The organism is Pseudomonas sp. BC42, assembly GCF_021560055.1.
Taxonomy (GTDB): domain Bacteria; phylum Pseudomonadota; class Gammaproteobacteria; order Pseudomonadales; family Pseudomonadaceae; genus Aquipseudomonas.
In genome coordinates, this window is record NZ_CP091067.1 from 4,611,216 (window position 1) to 4,636,199 (window position 24,984).

A 24,984-nucleotide genomic window follows, 5' to 3' on the forward strand; every position below is an offset into this window, starting at 1 on the left:
TGTCTTCTTAAATGCTCTGGATCAGTTGTTGTACAGATCGATGATGGCGCTGACCGCCTGGGTCTTGGCCTTGGACGCATCGTTGCGAGCGTTCTCGATCTTGTTCAGATAGGCCTCGTCGACATCGCCGGTGACGTACTTGCCGTCGAACACCGCGCAGTCGAAGTTCTCGATCTTGATCTTGCCGCCACCGACCGCCTCGATCAGGTCCGGCAGGTCCTGGTAGATCAGCCAGTCAGCGCCGATCAGGTCAGCCACGTCCTGGGTCGAGCGATTGTGAGCAATCAACTCGTGGGCGCTAGGCATGTCGATGCCGTAGACGTTCGGGTAACGAACTGCCGGAGCCGCCGAGCAGAAGTAGACGTTCTTCGCGCCGGCTTCACGGGCCATCTGGATGATCTGCTTGCAGGTGGTCCCGCGAACGATGGAGTCGTCCACCAGCATCACGTTCTTGCCGCGGAACTCCAGCTCGATGGCATTGAGCTTCTGGCGCACGGATTTTTTCCGCGCTGCCTGGCCCGGCATGATGAAGGTACGGCCGATGTAGCGGTTCTTGACGAAACCTTCGCGGAACTTGACCCCCAGGTGGTTGGCCAGCTCCAGCGCGGCGGTACGGCTGGTGTCGGGAATCGGAATCACCACGTCGATATCGTGCTGCGGACGCTCGCGCAGGATCTTCTCCGCCAGCTTCTCGCCCATGCGCAGCCGCGCCTTGTACACCGAGACACCGTCGATGATCGAGTCGGGACGGGCCAGGTAGACGTGTTCGAAGATGCATGGAGTGAGCTGCGGATTGGTCGCGCACTGGCGGGTGTAGAGCTTGCCCTCTTCAGTGATGTAGACCGCTTCGCCCGGAGCCAGGTCGCGAATCAGGGTAAAGCCCAATACATCCAGGGAAACGCTTTCCGAGGCGATCATGTATTCCACGCCCTCGTCGGTATGACGCTGGCCGAAAACGATCGGGCGGATGCCGTGGGGATCGCGGAAACCGACGATGCCGTAACCGGTGATCATGGCCACCACCGCGTAACCACCGACGCAACGGTTGTGCACGTCAGTCACCGCAGCAAACACGTCTTCCTCGGTCGGTTGCAGCTTGCCGCGCTGGGCCAGCTCGTGAGCGAACACGTTGAGCAACACTTCGGAGTCGGAGTTGGTGTTGACGTGGCGCAGGTCGGACTCGTAGATCTCCTTGGCCAATTGTTCAACATTGGTCAGGTTGCCGTTGTGCGCCAGGGTGATGCCATAAGGCGAGTTGACGTAGAACGGCTGGGCCTCGGCCGAGGTCGAGCTGCCCGCGGTTGGATAACGCACATGACCGATACCCATGTGACCCACCAGGCGCTGCATGTGCCTTTGCTGGAACACATCACGCACCAGGCCATTGTCCTTGCGCAGGAATAACCGGCCATCATGGCTGGTCACGATACCGGCAGCGTCCTGGCCGCGGTGCTGGAGGACGGTTAGCGCGTCATACAGCGCCTGATTGACGTTCGACTTACCGACGATACCGACGATGCCACACATGCGACGCAACCCCTACTTAATGAAACTGAACTGAACCCATCTTACTGAGGCGTTTTGGCCGGTAAGAGGTGCTCCTTGAACGGTATTTCAGCGGGTACGCTGATACCGCTGGCCAGCCACTGACTGCTCCACCCCAGGATGAGGTTCTTGGACCAGTCTGCAACCAATAGAAATTGTGGCACCAGCCGCGACTGCTGCCACCAGGAATCCTGCTGTACCGGCCCCAGGCTCAAGAGCCCGACCGCCACGACCACCAGCAGCGCGCCACGCGCCGCGCCGAAGGCCATGCCGAGGAATCGATCGGTCCCGGAGAGGCCGGTGACGCGAATCAATTCGCCGATGAGATAGTTGACCATTGCCCCCACCAGCAAGGTGGCGACAAACATGATTGCGCAGCCCGCGATCACGCGAGCCGAGGGAGTTTCGATATAACCGCCGAGGTACTCGGACAGTGAGCCACCAAACATCCAGGCAACGACTCCTGCGATGATCCAGGTAAGCAACGACAAGGCTTCTTTGACGAAACCGCGGCTCAAGCTGATCAAAGCGGAGATGGCGATTATTGCAACGATCGCCCAGTCAACCCAGGTAAATGGCACAGTGCAGCCTACAGACGGATAAGGCGGCGCATTTTAACAGAGCGCTTGGCTGTCGGTAAGCTGCGATTCACTGTGCTTTTGAAATCAGCCAGATAGCCTCAGCCACGCTCCGGCTGGAAGCGCACCACAAACCCCTTGAGGTTGTGCTGACGACCCAACAGGTCACGCAGACGATCAGCCTCGGCCCGCTCGATCAGCGGCCCGACGAATACCCGGTTCTTGCCTTCGGCGGAACGGATATATGCGTTATAGCCCTGACTGCGCAGGGTTTTCTGCAGGTTTTCCGCACCTTCCCGGCTCGACAGGCTGGCCAGCTGCACCGACCAGCTGATAGACAGGCCATTGGCATCGATCCGGCTCTGACTGGTGTCAGGCTTGGCGGCGGCAATCGGCTGGGCTGGCGCCGGGGTCGGCGCAGGCGCAGGCGCAGGCTTTGGCACCGGCTTGCTCGCCACGGCAGGCGCCGGAGCCACCGCCGGCGCACTCGGGGCAATCGGCATGGAAGGCGCAACCTGCTGCACCACCGGCTCCTCGACAGGCACCGGCTCCTGAGGCAAAGCCTTGGGCTCAGGAACCACCACCGGCTCAACCTGAACCTGCGGCATGGCCGAGGCCTGCGGCACAGGTGGCGCCTCAACTGCTACGTGGCGCTGCTCATCCTCGCGCGAAAACAGCATCGGCAGGAAGATCACGGCCAAGGCCACCAACACCAGTGCTCCAACCATTCGCTGCTTGTAGACGTTATCCAGCATTGCCATGTGCAGCTTCCTCCGTGGAGCGCCGGGCGAGCCACTCAAGCGCCTCGGCGACACAATAAAAAGATCCGAACAGCAGAATTTCATCATCCGTGGTCGCTTGCGCGCATTGCGCTTCCAATGCCGCTGCAACACTGGCGTAGGACGCTACCGAAGCGCCAAGGCTCTCCAGCGCGACCTGCAGATCCTGCGCCGGGCGCGCCCTGGGCGAATCCAGCGGTGCCACCGCCCAGCTCTGGACCGAAGACTGCAGACACCCCACCACCCCCGGCAGATCCTTGTCCGCCAGCAGGCCAAATACCGCCAGGCGCCGACCGTTCAGCGGTCGACGTGCCAGGCGCTCGGCCAGATACTGCGCGGCGTGGGGGTTGTGCCCCACATCCAGCAGCAGGTTCAGGCGCTTGCCCTGCCATTCGATCTGCCGACGATCCAGACGACCGGTCACCCGGGTCTGCTGCAGAGCCGCACCAATCTGCTCAGGCTGCCAGGGCAACCCGGTAAGCAGGTAAGCCTGCAAGGCCAGTGCCGCGTTCTCCATGGGCAGATCGAGCAGCGGCAGATCCCGCAGCTCGACCTGATGACCCTGGGCATCCAGACCGCGCCACTGCCAATGCTCTTCGGTCAGCGCCAGATCGAAATCCCGCCCCCGGAGGAAAAACGGACAACCCAGCTCCCGCGCCTTATCCAGCAGCGGTTGTGGCGGATTCAGGTCGCCACACAACGCGGGCGCACCGGCACGGAAGATCCCGGCCTTCTCAAAGGCCACCGACTCCCGGGAGTCCCCCAGGTACTCAATATGATCGACACCAATGCTGGTCACCAGCGCCAGGTCGGCATCCACCAGATTGACCGCATCCAGGCGCCCGCCCAGACCGACCTCCAGCACCACCGCATCCAGCGCCGCCCGCTGGAACAGCCAGAACGCCGCCAGCGTGCCCATTTCGAAATAGGTCAGGGAAGTGTCACCGCGTCCCGCCTCTACCGCCGCAAAGGCTTCACACAGCTGCTGATCGGAAGCCTCAAGACCATTGATCTGCACCCGCTCGTTGTAACGCAGCAGGTGCGGTGAGCTGTAGACCCCTACCTGCAAGCCCTGGGCTCGCAGCAGGGAGGCGACAAAGGCACAGGTAGAACCCTTGCCGTTGGTTCCGGTGACCGTGATCACCCGAGGCGCCGGCTTGCCCAGCCCCATCCGGGCCACTACCTGTTGCGAGCGCTCCAGCCCCATGTCGATGGCCGAAGGGTGCAACTGCTCAAGGTAGGCGAGCCAATCGCCCAGGGTGCGCTGGGTCATAGGTTTGCTGGAGCCGGCGGAACCACAATAGGTTCAACGGGTGCCGCGACAAACTCGGGCGTCGGCAGCCCCATCAGTTGAGCCAGCAGGTTGCCCAGGCGCGGACGCAACTCCTGACGGGAAATGATCATGTCGATCGCCCCATGCTCCAGGAGGAACTCACTGCGCTGGAAGCCCTCGGGCAGTTTTTCCCGCACGGTCTGCTCGATGACCCGCGGACCGGCAAAGCCCACCAGGGCCTTGGGCTCGGCGACAATCACGTCACCCAGCATGGCCAGGCTGGCGGATACCCCGCCGTAGACCGGGTCGGTCAGCACGGAGACGAAGGGAATGCCCTCTTCGCGCAGGCGCGCCAGCACCGCGGACGTCTTGGCCATCTGCATCAGGGAAATCAGCGCTTCCTGCATCCGCGCACCACCGGAGGCGGAGAAGCAGATCATCGGGCAACGGTTTTCCAGGGCGTAGTTGGCCGCACGAACGAAACGCTCGCCGACGATCGCCCCCATGGAGCCGCCCATGAAGGAGAACTCAAAGGCCGAGACCACCACCGGCATGCCCAGCAGGGTGCCGCTCATGGAAATCAGCGCGTCCTTCTCGCCAGTCTGCTTCTGTGCCGCGGTCAGGCGGTCCTTGTACTTCTTGCCGTCACGAAACTTCAGGCGATCCACTGGCTCCAGATCGGCGCCCAGCTCGGCACGCCCCTCGGCATCCAGGAAGATGTCGATGCGCGCCCGCGCGCCGATACGCATGTGGTGATTGCACTTGGGGCAAACATCCAGGGTCTTTTCCAGCTCCGGACGATAAAGCACCGCCTCGCAGGACGGGCACTTGTGCCACAGACCTTCAGGCACCGAGCTTTTCTTCACCTCGGAACGCATGATCGAAGGGATCAGTTTGTCTACTAACCAGTTGCTCATGCTTTCTTTCTCCAGTACCGGCGGCCCGAACGCTCTGGTTCGCAACCCCGCGTATGCCCTTGAGCTAAATTCATGTGTGCGGCGATGTTCACTTCGCTACCGCGGTCAGCACCGGGCTCGACCTGCCTGCAACGAAACGTTCCTCAGCCATCCCGACAACCCGCAATAGAGCGGTTGCCACTCGATTCCGGCCTCGCCTGAAGGCGACGCCTGCCTGTTTTGTACAGTGGTGTTATGGACGGCGGCAGACTGCCAGCCGTCACATCGACTCACTGCTGCGACGCACGGCCTGCATAAATGCCCGGATCTTGGCCGGATCCTTGATGCCCTTGCTCTGCTCGACTCCGCCACTGACATCCACCGCATAAGGACGAACCTGGGCAATGGCCTGGGCAACGTTCTCCGCACTGAGGCCGCCGGCCAGGATGATCGGCTTGCTCACTTCCCGAGGAACCAGTGACCAGTCAAAAGCCTCGCCAGTTCCCCCCGGCACGCCCTCGACATAGGTATCCAGCAGAATTCCGCTGGCCTGCGGATACGCCAGGCAGGCCGCGGCAATATCATCTCCGGCCTTGACCCGCAGCGCCTTGATATAGGGACGGTGATAGCCGGCGCAATCGGCCGCCGACTCATCGCCGTGAAACTGCAGCAGATCCAGCGGTACGGCATCGAGGATCTCCCCCAGCTCGCAACGACTGGCATTGACGAACAGCCCGACCGTGGTCACGAACGGCGGCAAGGCGGCAATGATCGCCCGCGCCTGGTGCACCGACACCGCCCGCGGACTTTTGGCATAGAACACCAGACCAATGGCGTCAGCCCCCGCCTCCACGGCCGCCAACGCGTCTTCTATGCGGGTAATCCCGCAAATCTTGCTGCGAACAGCTGACATGTCGTGTGAACCTCGGGGGCAAATTCGGAAAGTTCCGGATGGTAGCAAATGCTTTTCCGGGCGTCAGCCGTCAAGTTCAGGCCAACCGGTAAGGAAATGTGGCCCGATGTAGCGCTCTGGCAGCGCAAACTCGTCCTTGTACTCGACCTGAACCAGGTACAGGCCAAAAGGATGGGCGGTGACCCCGCCCGCGCGGCGAACCCGACTCTCCAGTACTTCCCGCGCCCACTCCACCGGGCGCTCGCCGGCACCAATGGTCATCAAGACCCCGGCAATATTGCGCACCATGTGATGCAGGAAGGCACTGGCACGAATGTCCAGGACGATCATCTTGCCGTGCCGGGTCACCCGCAGGTGATGAATCTCCTTGATCGGCGACTTGGCCTGGCACTGCCCCGCCCGAAAGGCACTGAAATCATGGGTGCCCAACAGAAACTGTGCGGCCTGGGCCATGCGCTCGGTATCCAGGGGGCGATGATTCCAGGTGACCTCTTCATTGAGATGAGCCGGACGGATCTGATCGTTGTAGATCACATAGCGATAACGCCGGGCTATGGCCTTGAACCGCGCATGAAAATGCGCGGGCATTTCCTGAGCCCAACTGACGCTGATGTCATGGGGCAGGTTGATATTGGCCCCCATGACCCATGCCTTCATCGAACGCACGGCCTGGGTGTCGAAATGCACCACCTGACCGCAGGCATGTACACCGGCATCAGTGCGCCCCGCACAGGACACCAGCACGGGAGAGTCCGCGACTCTGGACAAGGCTTTCTCCAGAGTTTCCTGGACGCTGGGCACACCCGTGGCCTGACGCTGCCAACCGCGATAGCGCGACCCCTTGTATTCAACACCCAGAGCAATGCGGGAAAAGCCTTCGGCTGCCATTTCGGCTGCCGGGTTATCTATATTTGCCAAGAACTTACAGCCTGCTGATATGCGCAAAGGCGCTCATTATAAGGCCGCCGGGGGCAGACGCCATGCACCGCCACGGTTTAGTTGAAGATTGAGCGCATCGACCGCCATTTCATCGCCCTCCTCGCTCAACACCGGACAAAGAGAGCAACGCCACGCCCGAGCAAAGCACTCCGATTCGAACAGCCCAAAAAACGGCACCAACAAAAACGGCAGCCTCATCGGCTGCCGTTCTGGTCAAGCGGTATTGGCTTCAGGCCAGTCGCGCCAGCATTTCCTGGGCTTCACTCTTCTGCCCTTCACTGCCTTCGCTGAGCACTTCGCCAAGGATGTCCCGCGCGCCGTCGTTGTCTCCCATATCGATATAGGCCTGAGCCAGATCGAGCTTGGTAGCCACTTCATCGCTGCCGGACAGGAAGTCGAAGTCGGCCTCTTCAGGCGCCGCCGCTGCATCTTCAGCCGTGAAACTCGGTACGGCCGGCTCAGGCTGATCCAGACTCTGAGCCAGACGATCCAGCTCGGCATTGACATCATCCAGCTCGGAAGCGAACGCATCCTTGGGCTCGGCGGCCGCATTCATCTCATCGGCCAGGGACAGATCGAAATCCGCCGACAAGTCCAGATCATCCAGAGCCGCCTCCGTAACCGTAGGCACATCGCCAGCCGGCACATCCTTGAGATCATCCTCAAGGCTCAGCAGGAAATCTTCATCGTTCTGGGTCGCCGCGGGCAGATCAGCCCCCAGGTCCAGATCGAAGTCCCCCAGGTCATCCAGGCTTTCCTGAGCGGCGGTCTGCTGCTCCAGGACCGAACCGAAACTCAGGTCGTCATCCAGCGGGAAGTCTTCCAGCTCGATCGCAGGCTCGGACGCCACGACCGCAGGTGAAGCCGCCTCAAGATCGTCCAGGCTCAGGTCGAAATCCGCATCCAGCCCCTCGACAGGCGCCGCAGGCTCAGGGGTTTGCGGCTCGTCCAGCAGCTCCTTGACGTACTGGGCATCCAGCTCAGCCGCCACCGCAGCCGCCGCCAGACCGGCCGTCGCAGCCACTGCGACCATCGCCGGGAAACGGCTTTTGAGTTGCTCGACCTGGGCATGGTTATCGCCATTGGCCACCAGTTGCCGCTCCTCGGCGACAAAGGCACTGCGATCACCCTGATGCGCGTAGACCTCCATCAACTTGAGGCGCAGATCACTGCGCTGCGGCTCCAGCTTGACTGCCTCTTCAAGCAGCGCAGCGGCCTGGTTCAGACGACCGGCGTCGATATGATTCTGTGCCTGGCCCAGCACGTCCGTGGCCCGCTCCACCGGTGCCGCAGGGATGGGTGCCACCACCGGAGCTGGAGCTGGGGCTGGGGCTGGGGCTGGGGCTGGAGCCAGCTTGACGCTGGGCGGTGGAACTTCAAGGCCTTCGAAACTGCCTTCCGGCAATTCCAGCTCCTCGGTGAAGTCATTGCTTTCCTCGGACAAGGCCCGCGCCATGCGCAGGTGCTTTTCCGCTTCCTGCTGGGCCTTGCGGCGACGGGCAAGCAACAGCAACAGCAACAGCACGGCCGCTACCGCACCGCCGCCGACCAGTCCCAGCAGGATCGGATTGGTCAGCAGATCGCCATATTTGTCTTCGTCGGTCTTGGCCAGCTCATCCACTGCCGGAGCGGCAGCCGGCTCACTGACTGGCGCCGCAGGAGCCACTGGCGCCACCGCCGGGGCCGCAGCCTCAGGCTTGGCCACCAGCTCGGCCGGCATCGCCGGTACAGGCTGAGCAGCCGGCGCCGCGCCCTCGGCCTGCAGCTTGGCCAACTGATTGTTCTTCAGTTCGATCAGACGCTGCAGCTTGTCCAGCTGACTCTGCAGATCCGCCATGCGCTCCTTGAGCTCGGCGTTGTCGCGACGGGTCGCGTCGAGACTTTCCTGGGTCACCGCCAGCTTGTTGTTCAGCGCCTTGCTGTCGCCTGCCGCCCCCTTGCCTCGCGCCTTGCCGCTTTCTGCCGAGATCAGACTCAAGTTGTCCTTGGTATTGACCTGCTTGGGTGCCTTGTCGGCACCGGCACGACGGGTGGCATCCACCTGCTGCTGACTGCGGGCCCCGGCCCGACGCCCCTGGCGCCAGGCCGCGTTTTGCGCAGCCACCTCGGCAATGGCCTTGGGCTGTGCCAACGCAGTGCTCTGCACTACGTCAGGCAGACGCAGGACCCTGCCAGCCTTCAGTCGATTGATGTTGCCATCGATAAAGGCATCCGGGTTCAACGCCTGGATCGCGAGCATGGTTTGCTGGATCGAGGCGCCATTGCGATTCTTCGCGGCGATTTCCCACAGCGTGTCACGGGCCGCAGTGGTGTATTGCGCAGGCTTGCTGACCTTGTTGCCACGGGTAACCGGGGCATTCACCGCGGGACCTGCGACCGGAGCAACCTGGGCAGCAGCGGCGGTTTGCGGGGAAAACTTCGAAGGATCAAGCAGCACGCTGTAATCGCGCAGCAGGCGGCCGTTGGGCCACATCACCTGCACCAGGAACTTGACCATCGGCTCAGACAGCGGCTGACTCGAAGTCACCCGCAGCACACTCTTGCCGCCGGGATTGAGAACGGGGGTAAAACTCAGGTCATTGAGAAAGGCCTGGCGATCGACGCCGGCCTTGGCGAACTCTTCTGCCGGGGCCAGGCTGGGCACCACTTCAGCGGCAGTCAGGTCCTTGATATCGAGCAATTCGATTTCGGCTACCAAAGGCTGGTTCAGACTCGACTTCAGGGTCAGCTCCCCAAGCCCAAGCGCCTGCGCCATACCGGAGGACAGCGCCGAGGCGGCCGCTATTGCTAACACCAGTTTGCGAACTTGAACCATAGCCTCATCCTTTGTTTGAACTTTCCTCGGCCAGCGAGAAGGTTTTGTAGCGGCTGCCATAAGGCACTGCGCGGAGGCCACGACCACCACGCGGGATTATTTTCTGCATGCCCCGGGAGCACCTGACGGCCACTCACCTCCAGCAACTTGCCAAGCATAGCGCCCGGCTAGATTCATTCTGCAAATTGTTGCCAAGTATCTTTTACAGCAGGTCTTTTATCAACAATTCAGCCAGCTGCACAGCGTTCAAGGCCGCACCTTTGCGGACGTTGTCCGAGGTCAGCCACAGATTCAGTTCCGTCGCATCATCGATGCCGGAACGAACCCGCCCCACATAGACTACGTCCTGGCCCACGGCGTCACCCACAGCGGTGGGATAATCACCGGCTTCCACCAATTCCAGGCCCGGAGCGGCCTCCAGCGCCGCGTTTACCGCCGCCAGATCGACATCGGCGCCCGACTGCAGAGTCACGCTATAGCTATCGCCAAAAAACACCGGCGCTTGAATGCAAGTGACAGAAATCTTTAATAAAGGCTGCCCCAGCACTTCACGCAGTTCCCTGACCAGACGCTTTTCCAGCAGGGTATGGCCCTGGGCATCCGGCACGCCAACCTGAGCCAGCAGATTGAAGGCCACCTGGCGGTCGAAGAAGCGCGGCTCCAGTGGACGTACATTCAACAACTCGGCAGTTTGTCGAGCCAGTTCGCTGACCGCCTCACGCCCCTGGCTGGAGATGGCCAGACTGGCGGTCAGGCTCACCCGCTGGATGTCCAGCAAGCCCTGCAAAGGCGCCAGAGCCACTGCCAAAGCGGTGGCCGCGGCACTGGGACTGCTCAGCTGCACGGGTTTGCTCAAACCGGCCAACACCTGGGCGTTGGCCTCAGGCACGACATTGGGCGCCTGGGCCGACGGCAAGGCGCCGGCAAGGTCGATCACTGCGCAGTTGGCCGCGGTGGCACGGGGCGCGAAGCTCAGGGTGACCGCTGGACCTGCGGCAAAAAATGCCAGTTGCACCTTGCTGAAATCGAATTCGTCGACCTCACGCACACGCACGTTCTTGCCGCGAAACGGCACCGAATGACCGGCCGACTCGCTGCTGGCCAGCAGGTGCAGGTTGGCAATCGGGAAATCGCGTTCTTCGAGTACCTGCACCAGGGTTTCGCCAACGGTACCGGTGGCACCGATCACGGCAATATCAAAGGATGGAGTCATGGCGCTACCTCAGGTGAAACGGGGGAGCGGCACTTTACCCGGCACGGGGTGACGAGGCAATTCGCGAGGGCCGGCGGCAGGAACGGGCCTCTTCGCCGGCCAGCCTGCCCCCGCGAAGGCAAGCATAAAAAAACCCGCGTCCTGGTTCGGGCGCGGGTTCTTTCAACCACTCAGCGGATCAACGTTCCAGAAGGATCCGCAGCATGCGCCGCAGCGGCTCGGCCGCGCCCCACAGCAACTGGTCGCCCACGGTGAAGGCACCGAGGAACTGCGAACCCATGTTCAGCTTGCGCAGACGGCCAACCGGGATATTCAGGGTGCCGGTGACCTTGGTCGGGCTCAGCTCCTGCATGCTGATGTCGCGCTGGTTCGGCACCAGCTTGACCCAGGGGTTGTGCTGGCTGATCAGCCCTTCGATATCGGCGATCGGCACGTCCTTGTTGAGCTTGATGGTCAGCGCCTGGCTGTGGCAGCGCATGGCGCCGATACGCACGCAGATGCCGTCCACCGGAATCGGGTTCTTGAAGCGACCGAGGATCTTGTTGGTTTCGGCCTGGGCCTTCCACTCTTCGCGGCTCTGGCCGTTGGGCAGTTCCTTGTCGATCCACGGAATCAGGCTGCCGGCCAGCGGCACGCCAAAGTTCTCGGTCGGGTAGGCATCGCTGCGCATGGCCTCGGCTACCTTGCGGTCGATATCGAGGATGGCGCTGGCCGGGTTCGCCAGGTCATCGGCAACGGCCGCGTGAGTCGCGCCCATCTGCTTGATCAGCTCACGCATGTTCTGCGCGCCGGCACCGGAGGCCGCCTGGTAGGTCATGGCGCTCATCCACTCCACCAAGCCGGCTTCGAACAGGCCGCCCAGGCCCATCAGCATCAGGCTGACGGTGCAGTTGCCGCCGATGTAGTTCTTGGTCCCGGCATCCAGCTGCTGGTCGATGACCTTGCGGTTCACCGGGTCGAGGATGATCACCGCGTCATCCTGCATGCGCAGGCTGGATGCGGCGTCGATCCAGTAGCCCTGCCAGCCGGCTTCGCGCAGCTTGGGGAAGACTTCACTGGTGTAGTCGCCACCCTGGCAGGTCAGAATCACGTCGAGGGTTTTCAACTCTTCAATGCTGTAGGCGTCCTTCAGCGGAGCAATATCCTTGCCCACCGACGGCCCTTGGCCACCGACATTGGAAGTGGTGAAAAACACCGGTTCAATAAGATCGAAGTCCTGCTCTTCCAGCATCCGCTGCATGAGCACGGAACCGACCATACCGCGCCAACCGATCAGACCTACACGTTTCATCGCAACTACACCTTTACAAAAGTGGGCCACTGTCTATGCAGTGGGCCCGAAAGATTACAGATTCCGCAGCGCGGCGACTACTGCATCGCCCATTTCCTGCGTACCGACTTTGGTGCAACCGGCCGACCAGATGTCCCCGGTGCGCAAACCCTGATCCAGCACCCGGCTCACCGCCTGCTCGATGGCGTCCGCCGCCTCGGTCAGGTTGAAGCTGTAGCGCAGCATCATCGACACCGAGAGGATGGTCGCCAGCGGGTTGGCAATGCCCTGCCCGGCGATGTCCGGCGCCGAACCGTGGCACGGCTCGTACATGCCCTTGTTGTTGGCGTCCAGGGACGCCGACGGCAGCATGCCGATGGAGCCGGTGAGCATCGAGGCTTCATCGGAAAGAATGTCGCCGAACATGTTGTCGGTGACGATCACGTCGAACTGTTTCGGCGCACGCACCAGTTGCATGGCGGCGTTGTCGACATACATATGGCTCAGCTCGACATCCGGGTAGTCCTGGGCGACTTGCTCGACCACTTCACGCCACAGCTGGCTGGAGGCCAGGACGTTGGCCTTGTCAACCGAGCACAGCTTCTTGCCGCGCACACGGGCCATGTCGAAGCCGACCCGGGCGATGCGGCGGATTTCACTCTCGCTGTAAGGCAGGGTGTCGTAGGACTGGCGCTCGCCGTTTTCCAGCTCGCGGGTGCCACGAGGGGCGCCAAAGTAAATGCCGCCGGTCAGCTCGCGAACGATGAGGATGTCCAGGCCGGAAACGATCTCCGGCTTCAGGCTCGAGGCATCCGCCAGTTGCGGGTAGAGAATCGCCGGACGCAGGTTGCCGAACAGGCCCAGTTGCGCGCGGATCTTCAACAGGCCGCGCTCAGGGCGAATATCGCGCTCGATCTTGTCCCATTTCGGCCCACCCACCGCACCCAGCAACACCGCATCGGCGGCACGGGCACGATCCAGGGTTTCGTCAGCCAGAGGCACGCCATGCTTGTCGATGGCCGCGCCACCAATCACATCGTGGCTCAGCTCGAAGCCCAGGCCGTACTTGTCGTTGGCCAACTCCAGCACCTTGACCGCCTCGGCCATGATTTCCGGACCAATGCCATCACCTGGGAGAATCAGAATCTGCTTGCTCATGCGTTCCTCGTTTGCTCTGTCGGCCGGCCCCTGGGCGCAACCGGAAAAGTTCTATCGCTCCGCCCACAGCACCAGTACATCTGTACTGAACGAACCATCGGCCTCAATCTCAAAATATTCGCGCACTTCGTTGCCCATCGCCTGCTGCAGCTCGCGGATCGCCACCCGCAGCGGCTCGGGGGTGCGCATGCGTTCGACCCAGGAGTGGTACTCCAGGCGCAGTCTTTGCCGAGCGGTGCTGCGGGTGTGCAACCCGGCCTCGCTGACCTGGCGCAGCCATTCACCCGCCGAATAATCGCGTACATGACTGGTGTCACGCAGCACTTCGACGCTTTGCAGGTAAGTGTCCAGCAGCGGACTACCCGGCGACAAGACATCGATGAACGCCGCCACGCCACCGGGCTTGAGCACCCGGCGCACTTCCCGCAGGGCCAGGCCCAGGTCGCTCCAGTGGTGAGCCGAGTAGCGACTGAAGACAAAATCGAACTCGCAGTCGGCAAACGGCAAGCGTTCGGCAGCCCCTTTCACGCTGCGGATGTTGTGCAGATTACGCTCCTGGGCGGCTGCCGACACCACATCCAGCATCTGCTGGGAGAGGTCGTAGGCCACCACTTCCCTGACCAGCGGCGCGACATGGAAGCTGACATGGCCGGCACCGCACCCCAGGTCGAGGACCCGCGCCCGCTCCTGGCCCGCCACCTCGGCCTGTAGCAGGGCGAATTCGGCGCCTTGAGCGTGTACAGCGCTGCTCAGGTAGGCCGAAGCCTGCTCACCAAATTGCTTCTGTACTACCTGGCTGTGGGCGTTGCTGGTCATGGCACGATCCTTCTGGACAAGGGAAACAGCGTTCGCTGGCAAGCCAGCTCCTGCAAGGCCGGCACCTGCGCAATTTTGCAGGCACCGGCTTGCCGGCGGTCAGGCGTCGCGAAACAACCAGGGCTGGCTGGCCCGGTGCTTGGCTTCAAAGGCGGCGATGGCGTCGCCGTCCTGCAAGGTCAGGCCGATATCGTCAAGACCGTTGAGCAGGCAGTGCTTGCGGAAGGCATCGATCTCGAACTTCAGCACCTTGCCGTCAGGACGGGTCACGGTTTGCGCCTCAAGGTCGATATGCAACTGGTAACCCGGGGTGGCTTCGACCTGCTGAAACAGTTCATCGACTTCCGCATCGCTGAGGATGATCGGCAACAAGCCGTTCTTGAAGCTGTTGTTGAAGAAGATGTCGGCATAGCTCGGGGCGATGATGCTGCGAAAACCGTACTCTTCCAGCGCCCACGGCGCGTGCTCGCGACTGGAACCGCAACCGAAGTTCTCCCGCGCCAGCAACACGCTGGCACCTTGGTAACGCTCGGCGTTGAGAACGAAATCCTTGTTCAACGGACGCTTGGAGTTGTCCTGGTACGGCTGCCCCACATCCAGGTAACGCCACTCGTCGAACAGGTTGGGGCCGAAGCCGGTGCGCTTGATCGACTTGAGGAACTGCTTGGGGATGATCTGGTCGGTGTCGACGTTGGCACGATCCAAAGGCGCGACCAAACCATTGTGCTGAGTGAAAGCTTTCATGCTGCGCTCCTTAGATCAATTCACGGACGTCGACGAAACGACCGCTGACAGCGGCGGCGGCGGCCATGGCCGGGCTCACCAGGTGGGTACGCCCACCCGCGCCCTGACGCCCTTCGAAGTTGCGGTTCGAGGTGGAAGCGCAATGCTCACCGGACTCCAAGCGGTCCGGGTTCATCGCCAGGCACATCGAGCAGCCCGGCTCGCGCCATTCGAAACCGGCCTCGAGGAAGATCTTGTCCAGGCCTTCCGATTCGGCCTGGGCCTTCACCAGGCCCGAGCCCGGCACCACGATCGCCTGCTTGATGGTGGAAGCCACTTTGCGGCCCTTGGCGATGACCGCGGCGGCGCGCAGGTCTTCGATCCGCGAGTTGGTGCAGGAGCCGATGAACACCCGGTCCAGCTGAATGTCGGTGATTGCCTGGTTGGCGCTCAAGCCCATGTATTTCAAGGCGCGGACGATGGAGTCGCGCTTGACCAGGTCCATTTCCTGGGCCGGATCCGGCACCCGCTGATCCACGGCCAGGACCATTTCCGGCGAGGTGCCCCAGCTGACCTGCGGCTTGATCTGCGCCGCGTCGAGCTCGACCACGGTGTCGAATTTGGCGTCGGCATCCGACACCAGATCCTTCCAGGCTTCGACCGCCAAGTCCCATTCGGCGCCTTTGGGGGCGAACGGACGGCCCTTGACGTAGGCCACGGTCTTGTCATCCGCCGCCACCAGGCCGACACGAGCACCGGCTTCGATGGACATGTTGCAGATGGTCATGCGGCCTTCGATGGACAGGTCGCGAATCGCGCTGCCGGCGAACTCGATGGCGTGCCCGTTGCCACCGGCGGTGCCGATCTTGCCGATAACCGCCAGAACGATGTCCTTGGCGGTCACGCCGAAAGGCAAGGTGCCTTCCACGCGCACCAGCATGTTCTTCATCTTCTTGGCCACCAGGCACTGGGTGGCGAGCACGTGCTCCACCTCGGAGGTGCCGATACCGTGGGCCAGCGCGCCGAACGCGCCATGGGTCGAGGTATGGGAGTCGCCGCAGACCACGGTCATGCCCGGCAAGGTGGCGCCCTGCTCCGGACCGATCACGTGGACGATGCCCTGGCGCACGTCGTTCATCTTGAATTCGACAATGCCGTATTCGTCACAGTTGTCATCGAGGGTCTGCACCTGCAGACGGGAAACCTGGTCGACAATCGCTTCGATCCCACCCTTGCGCTCGGGGGTGGTCGGTACGTTGTGGTCCGGGGTGGCGATGTTGGCATCAATGCGCCAAGGCTTGCGCCCGGCCAGACGCAGGCCTTCGAAAGCTTGTGGCGAGGTCACTTCGTGGATGATGTGACGATCGATATAGATCAGCGCCGAACCATCGTCGCGCTGCTTGACCAAATGCGAATCCCAGAGCTTGTCGTAAAGCGTCTTACCGGCCATCGGACCATTCCTCATCAGCTTGTTTCTATGCCCCGGGCCCTGATCGCGAGCCGATCAATAACCCCTTGGCTTGTGAGGCTGATGCTATGGCGTTAGATTAAATAACTCAAATTCATATTTTTCATGCTTTGGATAACCAACTGGAATACAACCATGGACCTGGCCAACCTCAACGCCTTTATTGCCATTGCCGAAACCGGCAGCTTTTCCGGCGCCGGTGAACGCCTGCACCTGACCCAGCCCGCCATCAGCAAACGCATCGCCGGCCTGGAGCAGCAGCTCAATGTGCGGCTGTTCGACCGCCTGGGCCGGGAAATCGGCCTGACCGAGGCCGGACGCGCCCTGCTGCCCCGGGCCTATCAGATCATCAACGTGCTGGACGACACCCGCCGCGCCCTGACCAACCTCAACGGCGAAGTCAGCGGCCGCTTGACCCTGGCCACCAGCCATCACATCGGCCTGCATCGCCTACCGCCGCTGTTGCGGGCCTTTACCCGGCGCTACCCGCAAGTGGCGCTGGACATTCAATTCCTCGATTCAGAGGTGGCCTACGAGGAAATCCTCCATGGCCGGGCCGAGCTGGCAGTGATCACCCTGGCGCCAGAGCCCCACAGCCTGATCAGGGCCAGCGCCGTCTGGGACGACCCGCTGGACTTCGTTGCCGCCCCGGAGCATCCGTTGGTCAGCAATGGCCAGGTCAGCCTGGCGGACATCGCCCTGCATCCGGCGGTATTTCCCGGCGGCAACACCTTTACTCACCACATCGTCCAACGCCTGTTCGAGGCCCAGGGCCTGACACCGAACATCGCGATGAGCACTAACTATCTGGAAACTATAAAGATGATGGTGTCCATCGGCCTGGCCTGGAGCGTGCTGCCGCGCACGATGCTCGATGATCAGGTGGCGCGCATCCCTTTACCGGGCATACAACTGCGACGCCAGCTAGGCTATATCCTGCACACCGAACGGACGCTGTCGAACGCTGCGCGGGCTTTCATGGCCCTACTGGATGCACAAGTCGATTGGCCAGGGAACCCGGCATAGCTTTTCCGGGTAGTGCCCGTGCCACGCCGCACCGCCATGAGTTCCTCGCGTAAAACGAATGACTCAGCTCAAGGCCTGACCCCCATGCCAAAACCCGCTGATCGTATTCCACCCATGCCGCGCATCCATGCCATCGACCCAAAGGAGTCGGAGCAAAGCTGGGAAAGCGCGCCACAACTGCTTGCCGCCCTCAATGGTGCTCGATTGGGGGCCTGGTATTGGGATATTGAAAGCGGGCAGATCAGCTGGTCCCGGGGCACCCAGGCGCTGTTTGGCTTCGACCCGCGCCAGCCGCTGCCGGAAAACCTCGAATACCTTGACCTGTTGCCCATCGAGGACCGGGCCAGGACAGTGCGCGCCTTTCATTCGGTGCTGGCGGGCGCCCCGCTGGAACACGCCATGCACCACCGCATTCGCTGGCCCGATGGCAGCCTGCACTGGCTGGAGATCAACGGCAGCGTACTGCCGGACAAGCACGGCAAACCCCGCATGATCGGGGTGATCCGCGAGATCACCCACCAGCGCCAACGCGAGGAAGCCCTCAGCAACTCGGAAAAGCGCTTCGCCACCCTGTTTCACCTGTGCCCCAATACGGTGCTGCTGACTCGCTTGGAAGATGGCCTGATCAGTGAGGCCAACCAGTACTTCGAAAGCCAGTTCGGCTGGCCCGCCGAACATGTGATCGGCCGTACCACCCTGGAGATCGGCCTGTGGGTCAATCCCGAGCAGCGCGCCCAACTGATCAAGGCCGTCCAGAAGAAAGGCCAGGCCGCCAGCCTCGAAGTGCAGTTCCGCGCCAGCAACGGCCAGATCCACGACGGCATCCTCAGCGCGCAGAAGATCGAACTGGAAGGCAAGCCCTACCTGCTCAGCACCTTTCTCGACACCAGCGAGCGCAAAAGGGCTGAACAGGCGCTCAAGGACAGCCAGGAACGCCTCGACCTGGCCCTGGACTCGGCACAACTGGGCACCTGGGACTGGCACATTCCCAGCGGCATGCTGTACGGCTCTGCGCGCGCCGCGCAATTGCACGGCCTGGCCCCGGCGCCCTTCCACGAATCCTTCGAGGCCTTTTTCGAGGGCGTACCCACCGAAGAGCGCGACAGCATGCGCGATGCCTATCGCAGCCTGCGCGAAGGCCCGGCGGGCAACTACCAGCTGACCTACCGGGTGCAACTGGCGGACGGCAGCTCGCGCTACCTCGAAAGCCGCGCCCGCCTCTATCGCGACGACTCGGGCAATCCCCTGCGCATGGCCGGGACGCTGCTGGACATTACCGAGCAGGTGGAGCGCGAACAGCGCCTGATCACCTCCGAGGAGAAATTCGCCAGTCTGTTCCAGGTCAGCCCGGACCCCATCTGCCTGACCCTGCTGGAAACCGGCCAGTTCATCGAGATCAATTCAAGCTTCACCCAGACCTTTGGCTGGACCCAGGACGACGTGATCAACCGCAGCGCCGAGCAGATCGGCTTCTGGGAGGATCCTGCCCCGCGCCTGCGGCGGATCGAGCAGGTGATTCGCGAACAGGCGCTGAACAACGTGGCGGTGATGGTCAACCACAAGGACGGCCATTCGCTGACCTGCATCATTTCCAGCCGCCTGATTACCGTCGACAAACAGCCGTGCATCGTCACCACGCTGCGGGACATCACCCAGCAGCAGCGCTCCGAGGCCGCCCTCAAGGCCAGCGAGGAGAAGTTCGCCAAGGCCTTCCACTCCAGCCCCGACGCCATCACCATCACCGAGCGCGAGACCGGCCGCTATCTGGAGGTCAACGACGGCTTCTGCCGCCTGACCGGCTACCGCACCGATGAAGTGCTCGGCCACACCATGTACCAGGTCGGCATCTGGGCCGAAGAAGGCCAGCTCGCCACGCTGCTGGCGGAACTCAGACTCAAGGGGCGCGTGCACCACCTGGAAATGCTCGGGCGAAACAAGCGCGGGGAAATACTCACCCTGGAGGTGTCGGTGGAGCCGATCATCCTCAACGAAACCCCCTGCCTGCTGCTCACCGCCCGGGATGTCAGCCTGCTGAAGAATGCCCAGGCGCAGATCCGCCACCTGGCCTACCACGACCCGTTGACCAACCTGCCCAACCGCGCCCTGCTGATGGACCGCCTGAGCCAGCAGATCGCCCTGCTCAAGCGCCACAACCTGCGGGGCGCCCTATTGTTCCTCGACCTGGACCACTTCAAGCACATCAACGATTCCCTGGGCCACCCGGTGGGCGACACCGTGCTGAAGATCATCACCGCCAGGCTGGAAGCCAGCGTGCGCATGGAGGACACCGTGGCGCGCCTGGGCGGCGATGAATTCGTGGTGCTGCTCAGCGGCCTGGAAGGCTCGCGCAACGAGGTCAGCGAACAGGTACGGCACCTGGCGGGAACCCTGCGCGAACTGCTCTCGGAACCGATGTTCCTCGACGGCCAGCGCCTGCAGGTCACCCCCAGTATCGGCGTGGCGCTGATTCCCGATCACGGCTCGACCCCCACCGACCTGCTCAAGCGCGCCGACATCGCCCTTTACCGGGCCAAGGACTCCGGGCGCAACACCACGCAGATGTATCACAACACCATGCAGAAGGCCGCCAGCGAGCGCCTGCGCATGGAAACCGATCTGCGCCTGGCCCTGTCCCGCGGCGAATTCAGCGTGCACTTCCAACCCCAGGTCGACGCCCGCGACAACCGCATCGTCGGCGCCGAGGCCCTGGTGCGCTGGCAGCATCCGGAACTGGGCGCCCAATCACCGACCGAATTCATCAAGGTGCTGGAGGACAGCGGCCTGATCCTTGAAGTCGGCACCTGGATTCTCGATGAAGCCTGCCTGGCCTTCAGCCAACTGATGGAAGAGGGTCTGGTGGATCCTTATCACTTCAGCCTGTGCGTCAACATCAGTCCGCGCCAATTCCGCCAGACCGACTTTGTCGAGAAAATCGAACACAGCCTGACCGAGTACGCTTTGCCCTCATCGCTGCTCAAGCTGGAAATCACCGAGGGCATCGTGATCCAGAACCTGGACGACACCATCAGCAAGATGCGCCGCCTGAAAAAGCTCGGCGTCAGCTTCGCCATGGATGACTTCGGCACCGGTTATTCGTCCCTGACCTACCTCAAGCGCCTGCCGGTGGACACCCTGAAGATCGACCAGTCCTTCGTCCGCGACGCCACCCATGACCCCAACGATGCGGAAATCATCCGCGCCATCGTCGCCATGGCCCGCAGCCTGAACCTGAAGGTCATCGCCGAAGGCGTGGAAACCCCGCAGCAACTGGAGTTCCTCCAGGGGCTGGAATGCCATCTGTACCAGGGCTACCTGCACAGCCGGCCGCTGCCTCTTGGCGAATTCAAGAAACTGCTGAAATGACGGGCACGAAAAAGGGCGCCACCAGGGCGCCCTTTTTTTGCAGCGGTCTTAGTGTTGCAGAGCCGGCTGCTGCGCACCGTTGATCGGGATGCGCTTTGGCTTGGCCTCTTCCGGCACAACCCGCAGCAGGTCGATGTTCAACAGACCGTTGCTCAGGGCCGCGGCCTTGACCTCGATATGGTCGGCCAGGCGGAAGGACAGCTTGAATGCACGCTGGGCAATGCCCTGGTGCAGGTAGGTGACACTTTCATTGGCATCACGCTTGCCACCGCTCACGGTCAACACGCCTTTCTCCACTTGCAGTTCCAGGTCTTCTTCCTGGAAACCGGCAGCCGCGATGACGATGCGGTATTGGTCGTCGGCGTGTTTTTCTACGTTGTAGGGTGGATAGCTGCTGCCCGGCTCATTGCGCAACGCCGATTCGAACAGGTCGTTGAAACGGTCGAAGCCAACAGAGGAACGGAACAGTGGAGCCAGGGAAAATGCAGTACTCATGGGTCTATCTCCTGATATTTCAGCGAGTGGTTATCTCCGCGACCCGAATTCGGCGTCGCGTACCCAAGAGATAGGGATCGGCCCTGGCATTTCAAGAGCCCTTTTTTGAATTTTTTTACGCCGCCTCGCTGCGCGGTACACCCAGCAGGCGCCCCACCTGGTCCAGGTCGGTTTCCCGGCGCAGAGCGGTAAACAACTCCACCGCCTCCGGGTAGTTGCGGGTCAGCATGGCCAGCCACTGCTTGAGCCGCCCCGGCGCCGAACGCGGCGTCAATTGCACCACCACCTGGGCCCAGAAGTCCTGGAGCAGGGGCTGCAGATCGGCCCAGGACATGGCCACCACCTCTTCGCCCGCCCGGGCAGCGGCGATCTGTCGTGCCAGGTCCGGACGCGACACCAAGCCTCGGCCGAGCATGATGTCCTCGACACCACTGATCTCCCGGCAGCGCCGCCAATCCTCGACGCTCCAGATATCACCGTTGGCGAACACCGGCACCTTGACCACCTCCTGGACCCGGGGAATCCACTCCCAGTGAGCCGGCGGCTTGTAGCCATCGACCTTGGTCCGGGCGTGAACCACGATATGCTCGGCACCGCCCTCGGCCAACGCGGTCGCACACACCAGCGAGCCGTCCGGACTGTCGAAACCCAGCCGCATTTTTGCCGTGACCGGAATATGCGCCGGCACCGCGCGCCGCACATGCTCGACGATCTGGTTCAGCAGCTCGGGCTCCTTGAGCAGCACCGCGCCGCCCCGGGACTTGTTGACGGTCTTGGCCGGGCAACCGAAGTTCAAATCGATAACCTCGCTGCCCAGCTCACAGGCCAGCGCGGCGTTCTCGGCCAGACACACCGGATCCGAACCCAGCAACTGCACGCGCAACGGCACGCCGGCAGCCGTATGCGCACCGTGCAGCAACTCGGGAGCGAGCTTGTGGAAATAGGCAGGCGTCAGCAGACGGTCGTTGACGCGGATGAACTCGGTGACACACCAGTCGATCCCGCCAACACGAGTCAACACATCCCGCAGAATGTTGTCGACCAACCCTTCCATGGGCGCCAGGGCAATTTGCATGAAACACACTCAACGAAAAAACGGGCGAAAAAACGTGCGCCAGTTTACTGGGTTTCGCCCTTGAGCAGGAGTTTTGTAGGGACCTGTAGGTCGCGAACGAGCCTTGGTGGACGCCTTCGTTACGCTACGGGCACAGGCAGGCGTCAGGCGCCTTGCAGGGCCGGGCCGTAGCCTTCGAGGAACTCGGCGGGCATGCGCTTGGGTTTGCCGCTGGACAGCTCGATGCAGACGAAGGTGGTCTGAGCCCGCAACAAGGTGCTGCCATCGCTCGGGCGAACCAACTGGAAACGCCGGGTCATCTTCAGACGCTGATCCCAATCGACGATCCAGGTGGCCAGTTGCAACTCATCCCCTTCGTAAGCCGCAGCCAGGTAGTCGATCTCGTGTCGCACCACGGCCATCGCCCGATCCAACCGGCGATACTCCGCCAGGTCCAGCCCCAGGCGCTGGGAGTGCCGCCAGGCACAACGCTCCAGCCACGAGACATAAACCGCGTTGTTGGCGTGCCCCAGTCCATCGATATCCTCGGCCGCCACCTGCAGATCGATGACGAATGGCGTTGCCAGATCCCAACTCATGCCCGACTCCCGGTCAGATTTTTGACCGGGGCAGTGTAACGGATGCTCAGGCGGATTGGCGCGCTTGCAGATGACGCCCCGCGACCAGGGCAATCACCGCTTCGACCACCCGCGGATCGGCCAGCACCCGCTGATGACCGCCCTCGCTCAAGCGCAACAGGCGACTGTCGAACCAGGCTTGATGGATCAGCTCCGACTCCTTGACCGGCACGAAGCGATCATCCTCCGCGTGAACGATCAGGCCAGGCATGTCCAGTTGATACTGGGCCACATCCAGGCTCGCCGCGCGCATGCCGACCTCTTTCTCCACCTGACGAATAAAGGCCGAGCGTGCCCTGGGCGGCAAGCCCATGTATCGGGCAAAACCTCGCAATACGCCGAGGATGCGAGCGGGCGCGGCAATGCTGACCAGGGTTTCGCTACGCAGCCCCAATTGCACCGCGAGCATGGCGCTGGCACCCCCCATGGAATGGCCGATCACTGCACGCAACGGCGGCAACTCTGCTGCGGCCTCCAGCATCGCTCGGGCGAACAGCACCACATTGGCCTCATCCCCCGGAGAGCGACCATGGGCCGGCCCCTCCAGCGCCACCGCGGTATAACCGGCCGCCACCAGCGCCTCGATCAGGCTGGCGAACTGGGTGGGTCGCCCTTCCCAGCCATGCATCAGCATGACCGTTGGCCCCTGCCCCCAACGCAAGGCAGAAAGCCCAAAGCGCAGGGTCAGTCGCTCGGCGCGCTCCAGCAGCGGCAGCTCCCATTCCCGCGGCGGCAGCTCGCGAGGCGTCATGAACAGCTGGCGCATCCGATTCGCCGCCCATTGAGGCGCCACCCAGCCAAGGGTGCCATTGACGCCACGAATCCAGCTCAATCCGTTCATCTCTCGCTACCTCGCAACCGAACTTCAGGTCATTGAATTGCCGACTTGGCGGCACGCAACAAACGATCGGACAACTCCCCCGGGCCCAGGGCCCGCGCCAGGGATAACCCTCCCACCATCAACGCCATGTCCGCCAGGGCCTTGTCCGTGTCCTCAGGGCAAGTGGCCAACTGCGCCACCATCAACTCCACGTGTTCAGTCAAGGCCTTGCGGAAACTCTCGGGCAAGCGCCCAAACTCGCCCACGGACGCCGGAATCGGGCAGGCCTGTTCCGTGGAGTCGCGATGCTTGCGCGACAGGTAGAAAGCCGCTGTCAGCGCCCTGCGCTCCTCGCCACTGAGGCTTGAGTCCATCTCGTCGAGCAAGCCGCGACGATGGGAGAGCAATTGGGTGAAGGCTTCGAGCATCAACGCATCCTTGCTCTCAAAGTGCGCATAGAAGCCGCCCACGGTCAGCCCGGCCGCGCCCATGACTTCCCCCACACTGGGCTCTGCCGGGCCCCGCTGAATCAGCGCGGAACTGGCGGCCTGGAGAATGCGTTCGCGGGTTTGAGCTTTTTTGTCGTTCATCGTTGCCTCCGAATATTACGGAAAAAATATTATACTCATAATAATTTTCCGCAAGTCGCCAGTGTGACCATCGGTCAGAAGTACAGGTTCAGGAAGAAAGCGGGAACTGGCTGGGCGCCAGAAAAACAAAAGGGCCATTCAATAATTGAATGACCCTTAAAAATCCCGCAGAGCGGGTAATCGTGGCGTCCCCTAGGGGACTCGAACCCCTGTTACCGCCGTGAAAGGGCGGTGTCCTAGGCCACTAGACGAAGGGGACACAAACCTTCTGACAGCTGACCAGCGCTGAGTACTGGTCGATTCAAGGCCGGTGTGGCCAGACCTTGAACTGTAAAAATTGGTGGAGCTAGACGGGATCGAACCGTCGACCTCTTGCATGCCATGCAAGCGCTCTCCCAGCTGAGCTATAGCCCCGGGTTTTCGCCTCGCGGCGCAGCGACATCTTGCAACATCGCTTGTGTGAAACTGGCGTCCCCTAGGGGACTCGAACCCCTGTTACCGCCGTGAAAGGGCGGTGTCCTAGGCCACTAGACGAAGGGGACACAAACCCTTCTAAACAACTGATCGGCGCTGAGTACCGATCGATTCAAGGCCGGTGTGGCCAAACCTTGA

General features: G+C 62.3%; 21 protein-coding genes and 3 tRNA genes. 2 read left to right on the forward strand and 22 right to left on the reverse strand.

The window, feature by feature from the left end:
* Nucleotides 1–21 precede the first annotated feature (21 nt).
* The 14 genes from purF to leuC all read right to left on the reverse strand — a co-directional run bounded on the left by purF (nucleotide 22) and on the right by leuC (nucleotide 16,368).
* Nucleotides 22–1,527 (reverse strand): amidophosphoribosyltransferase, encoded by a 1,506-nt coding sequence (gene purF, locus L1O02_RS20665; protein WP_060838413.1) that lies wholly within the window; start codon nucleotides 1,525–1,527, stop codon nucleotides 22–24.
* A 41-nt stretch (nucleotides 1,528–1,568) separates the two neighbouring features.
* Complete coding sequence (locus L1O02_RS20670) at nucleotides 1,569–2,126, reverse strand: CvpA family protein (protein ID WP_016968003.1); 558 nt, start codon at nucleotides 2,124–2,126, stop codon at nucleotides 1,569–1,571.
* A 98-nt stretch (nucleotides 2,127–2,224) separates the two neighbouring features.
* Nucleotides 2,225–2,884 carry an SPOR domain-containing protein gene (locus L1O02_RS20675; RefSeq protein ID WP_235758636.1) on the reverse strand — a complete coding sequence of 220 codons (660 nt, stop codon included), beginning with the start codon at nucleotides 2,882–2,884 and terminating at the stop codon, nucleotides 2,225–2,227.
* The gene (gene folC, locus L1O02_RS20680; protein ID WP_108544877.1) at nucleotides 2,868–4,175 is read right to left on the reverse strand and encodes a bifunctional tetrahydrofolate synthase/dihydrofolate synthase; all 1,308 of its coding nucleotides are present in this window, start codon (nucleotides 4,173–4,175) and stop codon (nucleotides 2,868–2,870) included. Before folC ends, L1O02_RS20675 begins: the two co-directional genes overlap by 17 nt.
* Nucleotides 4,172–5,092 (reverse strand): acetyl-CoA carboxylase, carboxyltransferase subunit beta, encoded by a 921-nt coding sequence (gene accD / locus L1O02_RS20685; protein WP_060838410.1) that lies wholly within the window; start codon nucleotides 5,090–5,092, stop codon nucleotides 4,172–4,174. Before accD ends, folC begins: the two co-directional genes overlap by 4 nt.
* Nucleotides 5,093–5,351: 259 nt before the next feature.
* Nucleotides 5,352–5,984, reverse strand: a complete 633-nt coding sequence (locus L1O02_RS20690) for a phosphoribosylanthranilate isomerase (protein WP_108544876.1) — start codon at nucleotides 5,982–5,984, stop codon at nucleotides 5,352–5,354.
* Nucleotides 5,985–6,047: 63 nt separating this feature from the next.
* A complete protein-coding gene (truA, locus tag L1O02_RS20695; protein WP_060838408.1) occupies nucleotides 6,048–6,872 on the reverse strand; it encodes a tRNA pseudouridine(38-40) synthase TruA in 825 nt (274 codons plus the stop codon).
* Between the two features lie 280 nt (nucleotides 6,873–7,152).
* Nucleotides 7,153–9,738, reverse strand: coding sequence for a FimV/HubP family polar landmark protein (locus L1O02_RS20700; protein ID WP_235758638.1), 2,586 nt, complete (start codon nucleotides 9,736–9,738; stop codon nucleotides 7,153–7,155).
* Nucleotides 9,739–9,940: 202 nt separating this feature from the next.
* Complete coding sequence (locus tag L1O02_RS20705) at nucleotides 9,941–10,951, reverse strand: aspartate-semialdehyde dehydrogenase (RefSeq protein WP_108544874.1); 1,011 nt, start codon at nucleotides 10,949–10,951, stop codon at nucleotides 9,941–9,943.
* A gap of 178 nt (nucleotides 10,952–11,129) precedes the next feature.
* Complete coding sequence (gene asd, locus L1O02_RS20710; protein WP_047303115.1) at nucleotides 11,130–12,242, reverse strand: aspartate-semialdehyde dehydrogenase; 1,113 nt, start codon at nucleotides 12,240–12,242, stop codon at nucleotides 11,130–11,132.
* A gap of 54 nt (nucleotides 12,243–12,296) precedes the next feature.
* Nucleotides 12,297–13,379, reverse strand: coding sequence for a 3-isopropylmalate dehydrogenase (gene leuB / locus L1O02_RS20715; protein ID WP_060838404.1), 1,083 nt, complete (start codon nucleotides 13,377–13,379; stop codon nucleotides 12,297–12,299).
* A gap of 51 nt (nucleotides 13,380–13,430) precedes the next feature.
* Entirely contained in the window at nucleotides 13,431–14,195 is a 765-nt protein-coding gene (locus L1O02_RS20720) for a class I SAM-dependent methyltransferase (protein ID WP_108544873.1), read from the reverse strand.
* Between the two features lie 99 nt (nucleotides 14,196–14,294).
* Complete coding sequence (gene leuD / locus L1O02_RS20725; RefSeq protein ID WP_016967984.1) at nucleotides 14,295–14,939, reverse strand: 3-isopropylmalate dehydratase small subunit; 645 nt, start codon at nucleotides 14,937–14,939, stop codon at nucleotides 14,295–14,297.
* A gap of 10 nt (nucleotides 14,940–14,949) precedes the next feature.
* Entirely contained in the window at nucleotides 14,950–16,368 is a 1,419-nt protein-coding gene (leuC, locus tag L1O02_RS20730) for a 3-isopropylmalate dehydratase large subunit (protein WP_060842999.1), read from the reverse strand.
* A 153-nt stretch (nucleotides 16,369–16,521) separates the two neighbouring features.
* Here leuC and L1O02_RS20735 point away from each other — a divergent pair, with 153 nt between their 5' ends.
* Together L1O02_RS20735 and L1O02_RS20740 are read left to right on the forward strand one after the other, a co-directional pair.
* Nucleotides 16,522–17,412 carry a LysR family transcriptional regulator gene (locus L1O02_RS20735; RefSeq protein ID WP_060838401.1) on the forward strand — a complete coding sequence of 297 codons (891 nt, stop codon included), beginning with the start codon at nucleotides 16,522–16,524 and terminating at the stop codon, nucleotides 17,410–17,412.
* 84 nt (nucleotides 17,413–17,496) lie between these two features.
* Nucleotides 17,497–20,775, forward strand: a complete 3,279-nt coding sequence (locus L1O02_RS20740) for an EAL domain-containing protein (protein ID WP_060838400.1) — start codon at nucleotides 17,497–17,499, stop codon at nucleotides 20,773–20,775.
* 48 nt (nucleotides 20,776–20,823) lie between these two features.
* Here the strand turns inward: L1O02_RS20740 and L1O02_RS20745 are convergent, their stop codons facing one another.
* The 8 genes from L1O02_RS20745 to L1O02_RS20780 form a co-directional block, all read right to left on the reverse strand.
* Complete coding sequence (locus L1O02_RS20745; protein WP_060838399.1) at nucleotides 20,824–21,270, reverse strand: Hsp20 family protein; 447 nt, start codon at nucleotides 21,268–21,270, stop codon at nucleotides 20,824–20,826.
* 115 nt (nucleotides 21,271–21,385) lie between these two features.
* Nucleotides 21,386–22,345, reverse strand: a complete 960-nt coding sequence (locus L1O02_RS20750) for a tRNA-dihydrouridine synthase (RefSeq protein ID WP_060838398.1) — start codon at nucleotides 22,343–22,345, stop codon at nucleotides 21,386–21,388.
* Nucleotides 22,346–22,488: 143 nt separating this feature from the next.
* Complete coding sequence (locus tag L1O02_RS20755) at nucleotides 22,489–22,923, reverse strand: thioesterase family protein (protein WP_060842998.1); 435 nt, start codon at nucleotides 22,921–22,923, stop codon at nucleotides 22,489–22,491.
* A 46-nt stretch (nucleotides 22,924–22,969) separates the two neighbouring features.
* Nucleotides 22,970–23,803, reverse strand: a complete 834-nt coding sequence (locus tag L1O02_RS20760; RefSeq protein WP_060838396.1) for an alpha/beta hydrolase — start codon at nucleotides 23,801–23,803, stop codon at nucleotides 22,970–22,972.
* Between the two features lie 29 nt (nucleotides 23,804–23,832).
* Nucleotides 23,833–24,372 carry a TetR/AcrR family transcriptional regulator gene (locus tag L1O02_RS20765; protein WP_235758640.1) on the reverse strand — a complete coding sequence of 180 codons (540 nt, stop codon included), beginning with the start codon at nucleotides 24,370–24,372 and terminating at the stop codon, nucleotides 23,833–23,835.
* Between the two features lie 183 nt (nucleotides 24,373–24,555).
* Nucleotides 24,556–24,631, reverse strand: a tRNA-Glu gene (locus L1O02_RS20770).
* Between the two features lie 79 nt (nucleotides 24,632–24,710).
* Nucleotides 24,711–24,786 (reverse strand) — tRNA-Ala (locus L1O02_RS20775).
* 52 nt (nucleotides 24,787–24,838) lie between these two features.
* Nucleotides 24,839–24,914, reverse strand: a tRNA-Glu gene (locus tag L1O02_RS20780).
* Between the last annotated feature and the right edge of the window lie 70 nt (nucleotides 24,915–24,984).

Excerpts from the sequence above, each read along its gene's own strand:
- L1O02_RS20690 (WP_108544876.1), bottom strand. The coding sequence starts at position 5,984 with ATGTCAGCTGTTCGCAGCAAGATTTGCGGGATTACCCGCATAGAAGAC.
- L1O02_RS20760 (WP_060838396.1), bottom strand. The coding sequence starts at position 23,803 with ATGAACGGATTGAGCTGGATTCGTGGCGTCAATGGCACCCTTGGCTGG.
- truA (WP_060838408.1), bottom strand. The coding sequence starts at position 6,872 with ATGGCAGCCGAAGGCTTTTCCCGCATTGCTCTGGGTGTTGAATACAAG.
- purF (WP_060838413.1), bottom strand. The coding sequence starts at position 1,527 with ATGTGTGGCATCGTCGGTATCGTCGGTAAGTCGAACGTCAATCAGGCG.
- folC (WP_108544877.1), bottom strand. The coding sequence starts at position 4,175 with ATGACCCAGCGCACCCTGGGCGATTGGCTCGCCTACCTTGAGCAGTTG.
- L1O02_RS20735 (WP_060838401.1), top strand. The coding sequence starts at position 16,522 with ATGGACCTGGCCAACCTCAACGCCTTTATTGCCATTGCCGAAACCGGC.
- L1O02_RS20700 (WP_235758638.1), bottom strand. The coding sequence starts at position 9,738 with ATGGTTCAAGTTCGCAAACTGGTGTTAGCAATAGCGGCCGCCTCGGCG.
- L1O02_RS20740 (WP_060838400.1), top strand. The coding sequence starts at position 17,497 with ATGCCAAAACCCGCTGATCGTATTCCACCCATGCCGCGCATCCATGCC.
- L1O02_RS20705 (WP_108544874.1), bottom strand. The coding sequence starts at position 10,951 with ATGACTCCATCCTTTGATATTGCCGTGATCGGTGCCACCGGTACCGTT.
- leuD (WP_016967984.1), bottom strand. The coding sequence starts at position 14,939 with ATGAAAGCTTTCACTCAGCACAATGGTTTGGTCGCGCCTTTGGATCGT.
- leuB (WP_060838404.1), bottom strand. The coding sequence starts at position 13,379 with ATGAGCAAGCAGATTCTGATTCTCCCAGGTGATGGCATTGGTCCGGAA.
- L1O02_RS20750 (WP_060838398.1), bottom strand. The coding sequence starts at position 22,345 with ATGCAAATTGCCCTGGCGCCCATGGAAGGGTTGGTCGACAACATTCTG.
- L1O02_RS20765 (WP_235758640.1), bottom strand. The coding sequence starts at position 24,372 with ATGAACGACAAAAAAGCTCAAACCCGCGAACGCATTCTCCAGGCCGCC.
- L1O02_RS20720 (WP_108544873.1), bottom strand. The coding sequence starts at position 14,195 with ATGACCAGCAACGCCCACAGCCAGGTAGTACAGAAGCAATTTGGTGAG.
- leuC (WP_060842999.1), bottom strand. The coding sequence starts at position 16,368 with ATGGCCGGTAAGACGCTTTACGACAAGCTCTGGGATTCGCATTTGGTC.
- L1O02_RS20745 (WP_060838399.1), bottom strand. The coding sequence starts at position 21,270 with ATGAGTACTGCATTTTCCCTGGCTCCACTGTTCCGTTCCTCTGTTGGC.
- asd (WP_047303115.1), bottom strand. The coding sequence starts at position 12,242 with ATGAAACGTGTAGGTCTGATCGGTTGGCGCGGTATGGTCGGTTCCGTG.
- L1O02_RS20675 (WP_235758636.1), bottom strand. The coding sequence starts at position 2,884 with ATGGCAATGCTGGATAACGTCTACAAGCAGCGAATGGTTGGAGCACTG.
- L1O02_RS20755 (WP_060842998.1), bottom strand. The coding sequence starts at position 22,923 with ATGAGTTGGGATCTGGCAACGCCATTCGTCATCGATCTGCAGGTGGCG.
- accD (WP_060838410.1), bottom strand. The coding sequence starts at position 5,092 with ATGAGCAACTGGTTAGTAGACAAACTGATCCCTTCGATCATGCGTTCC.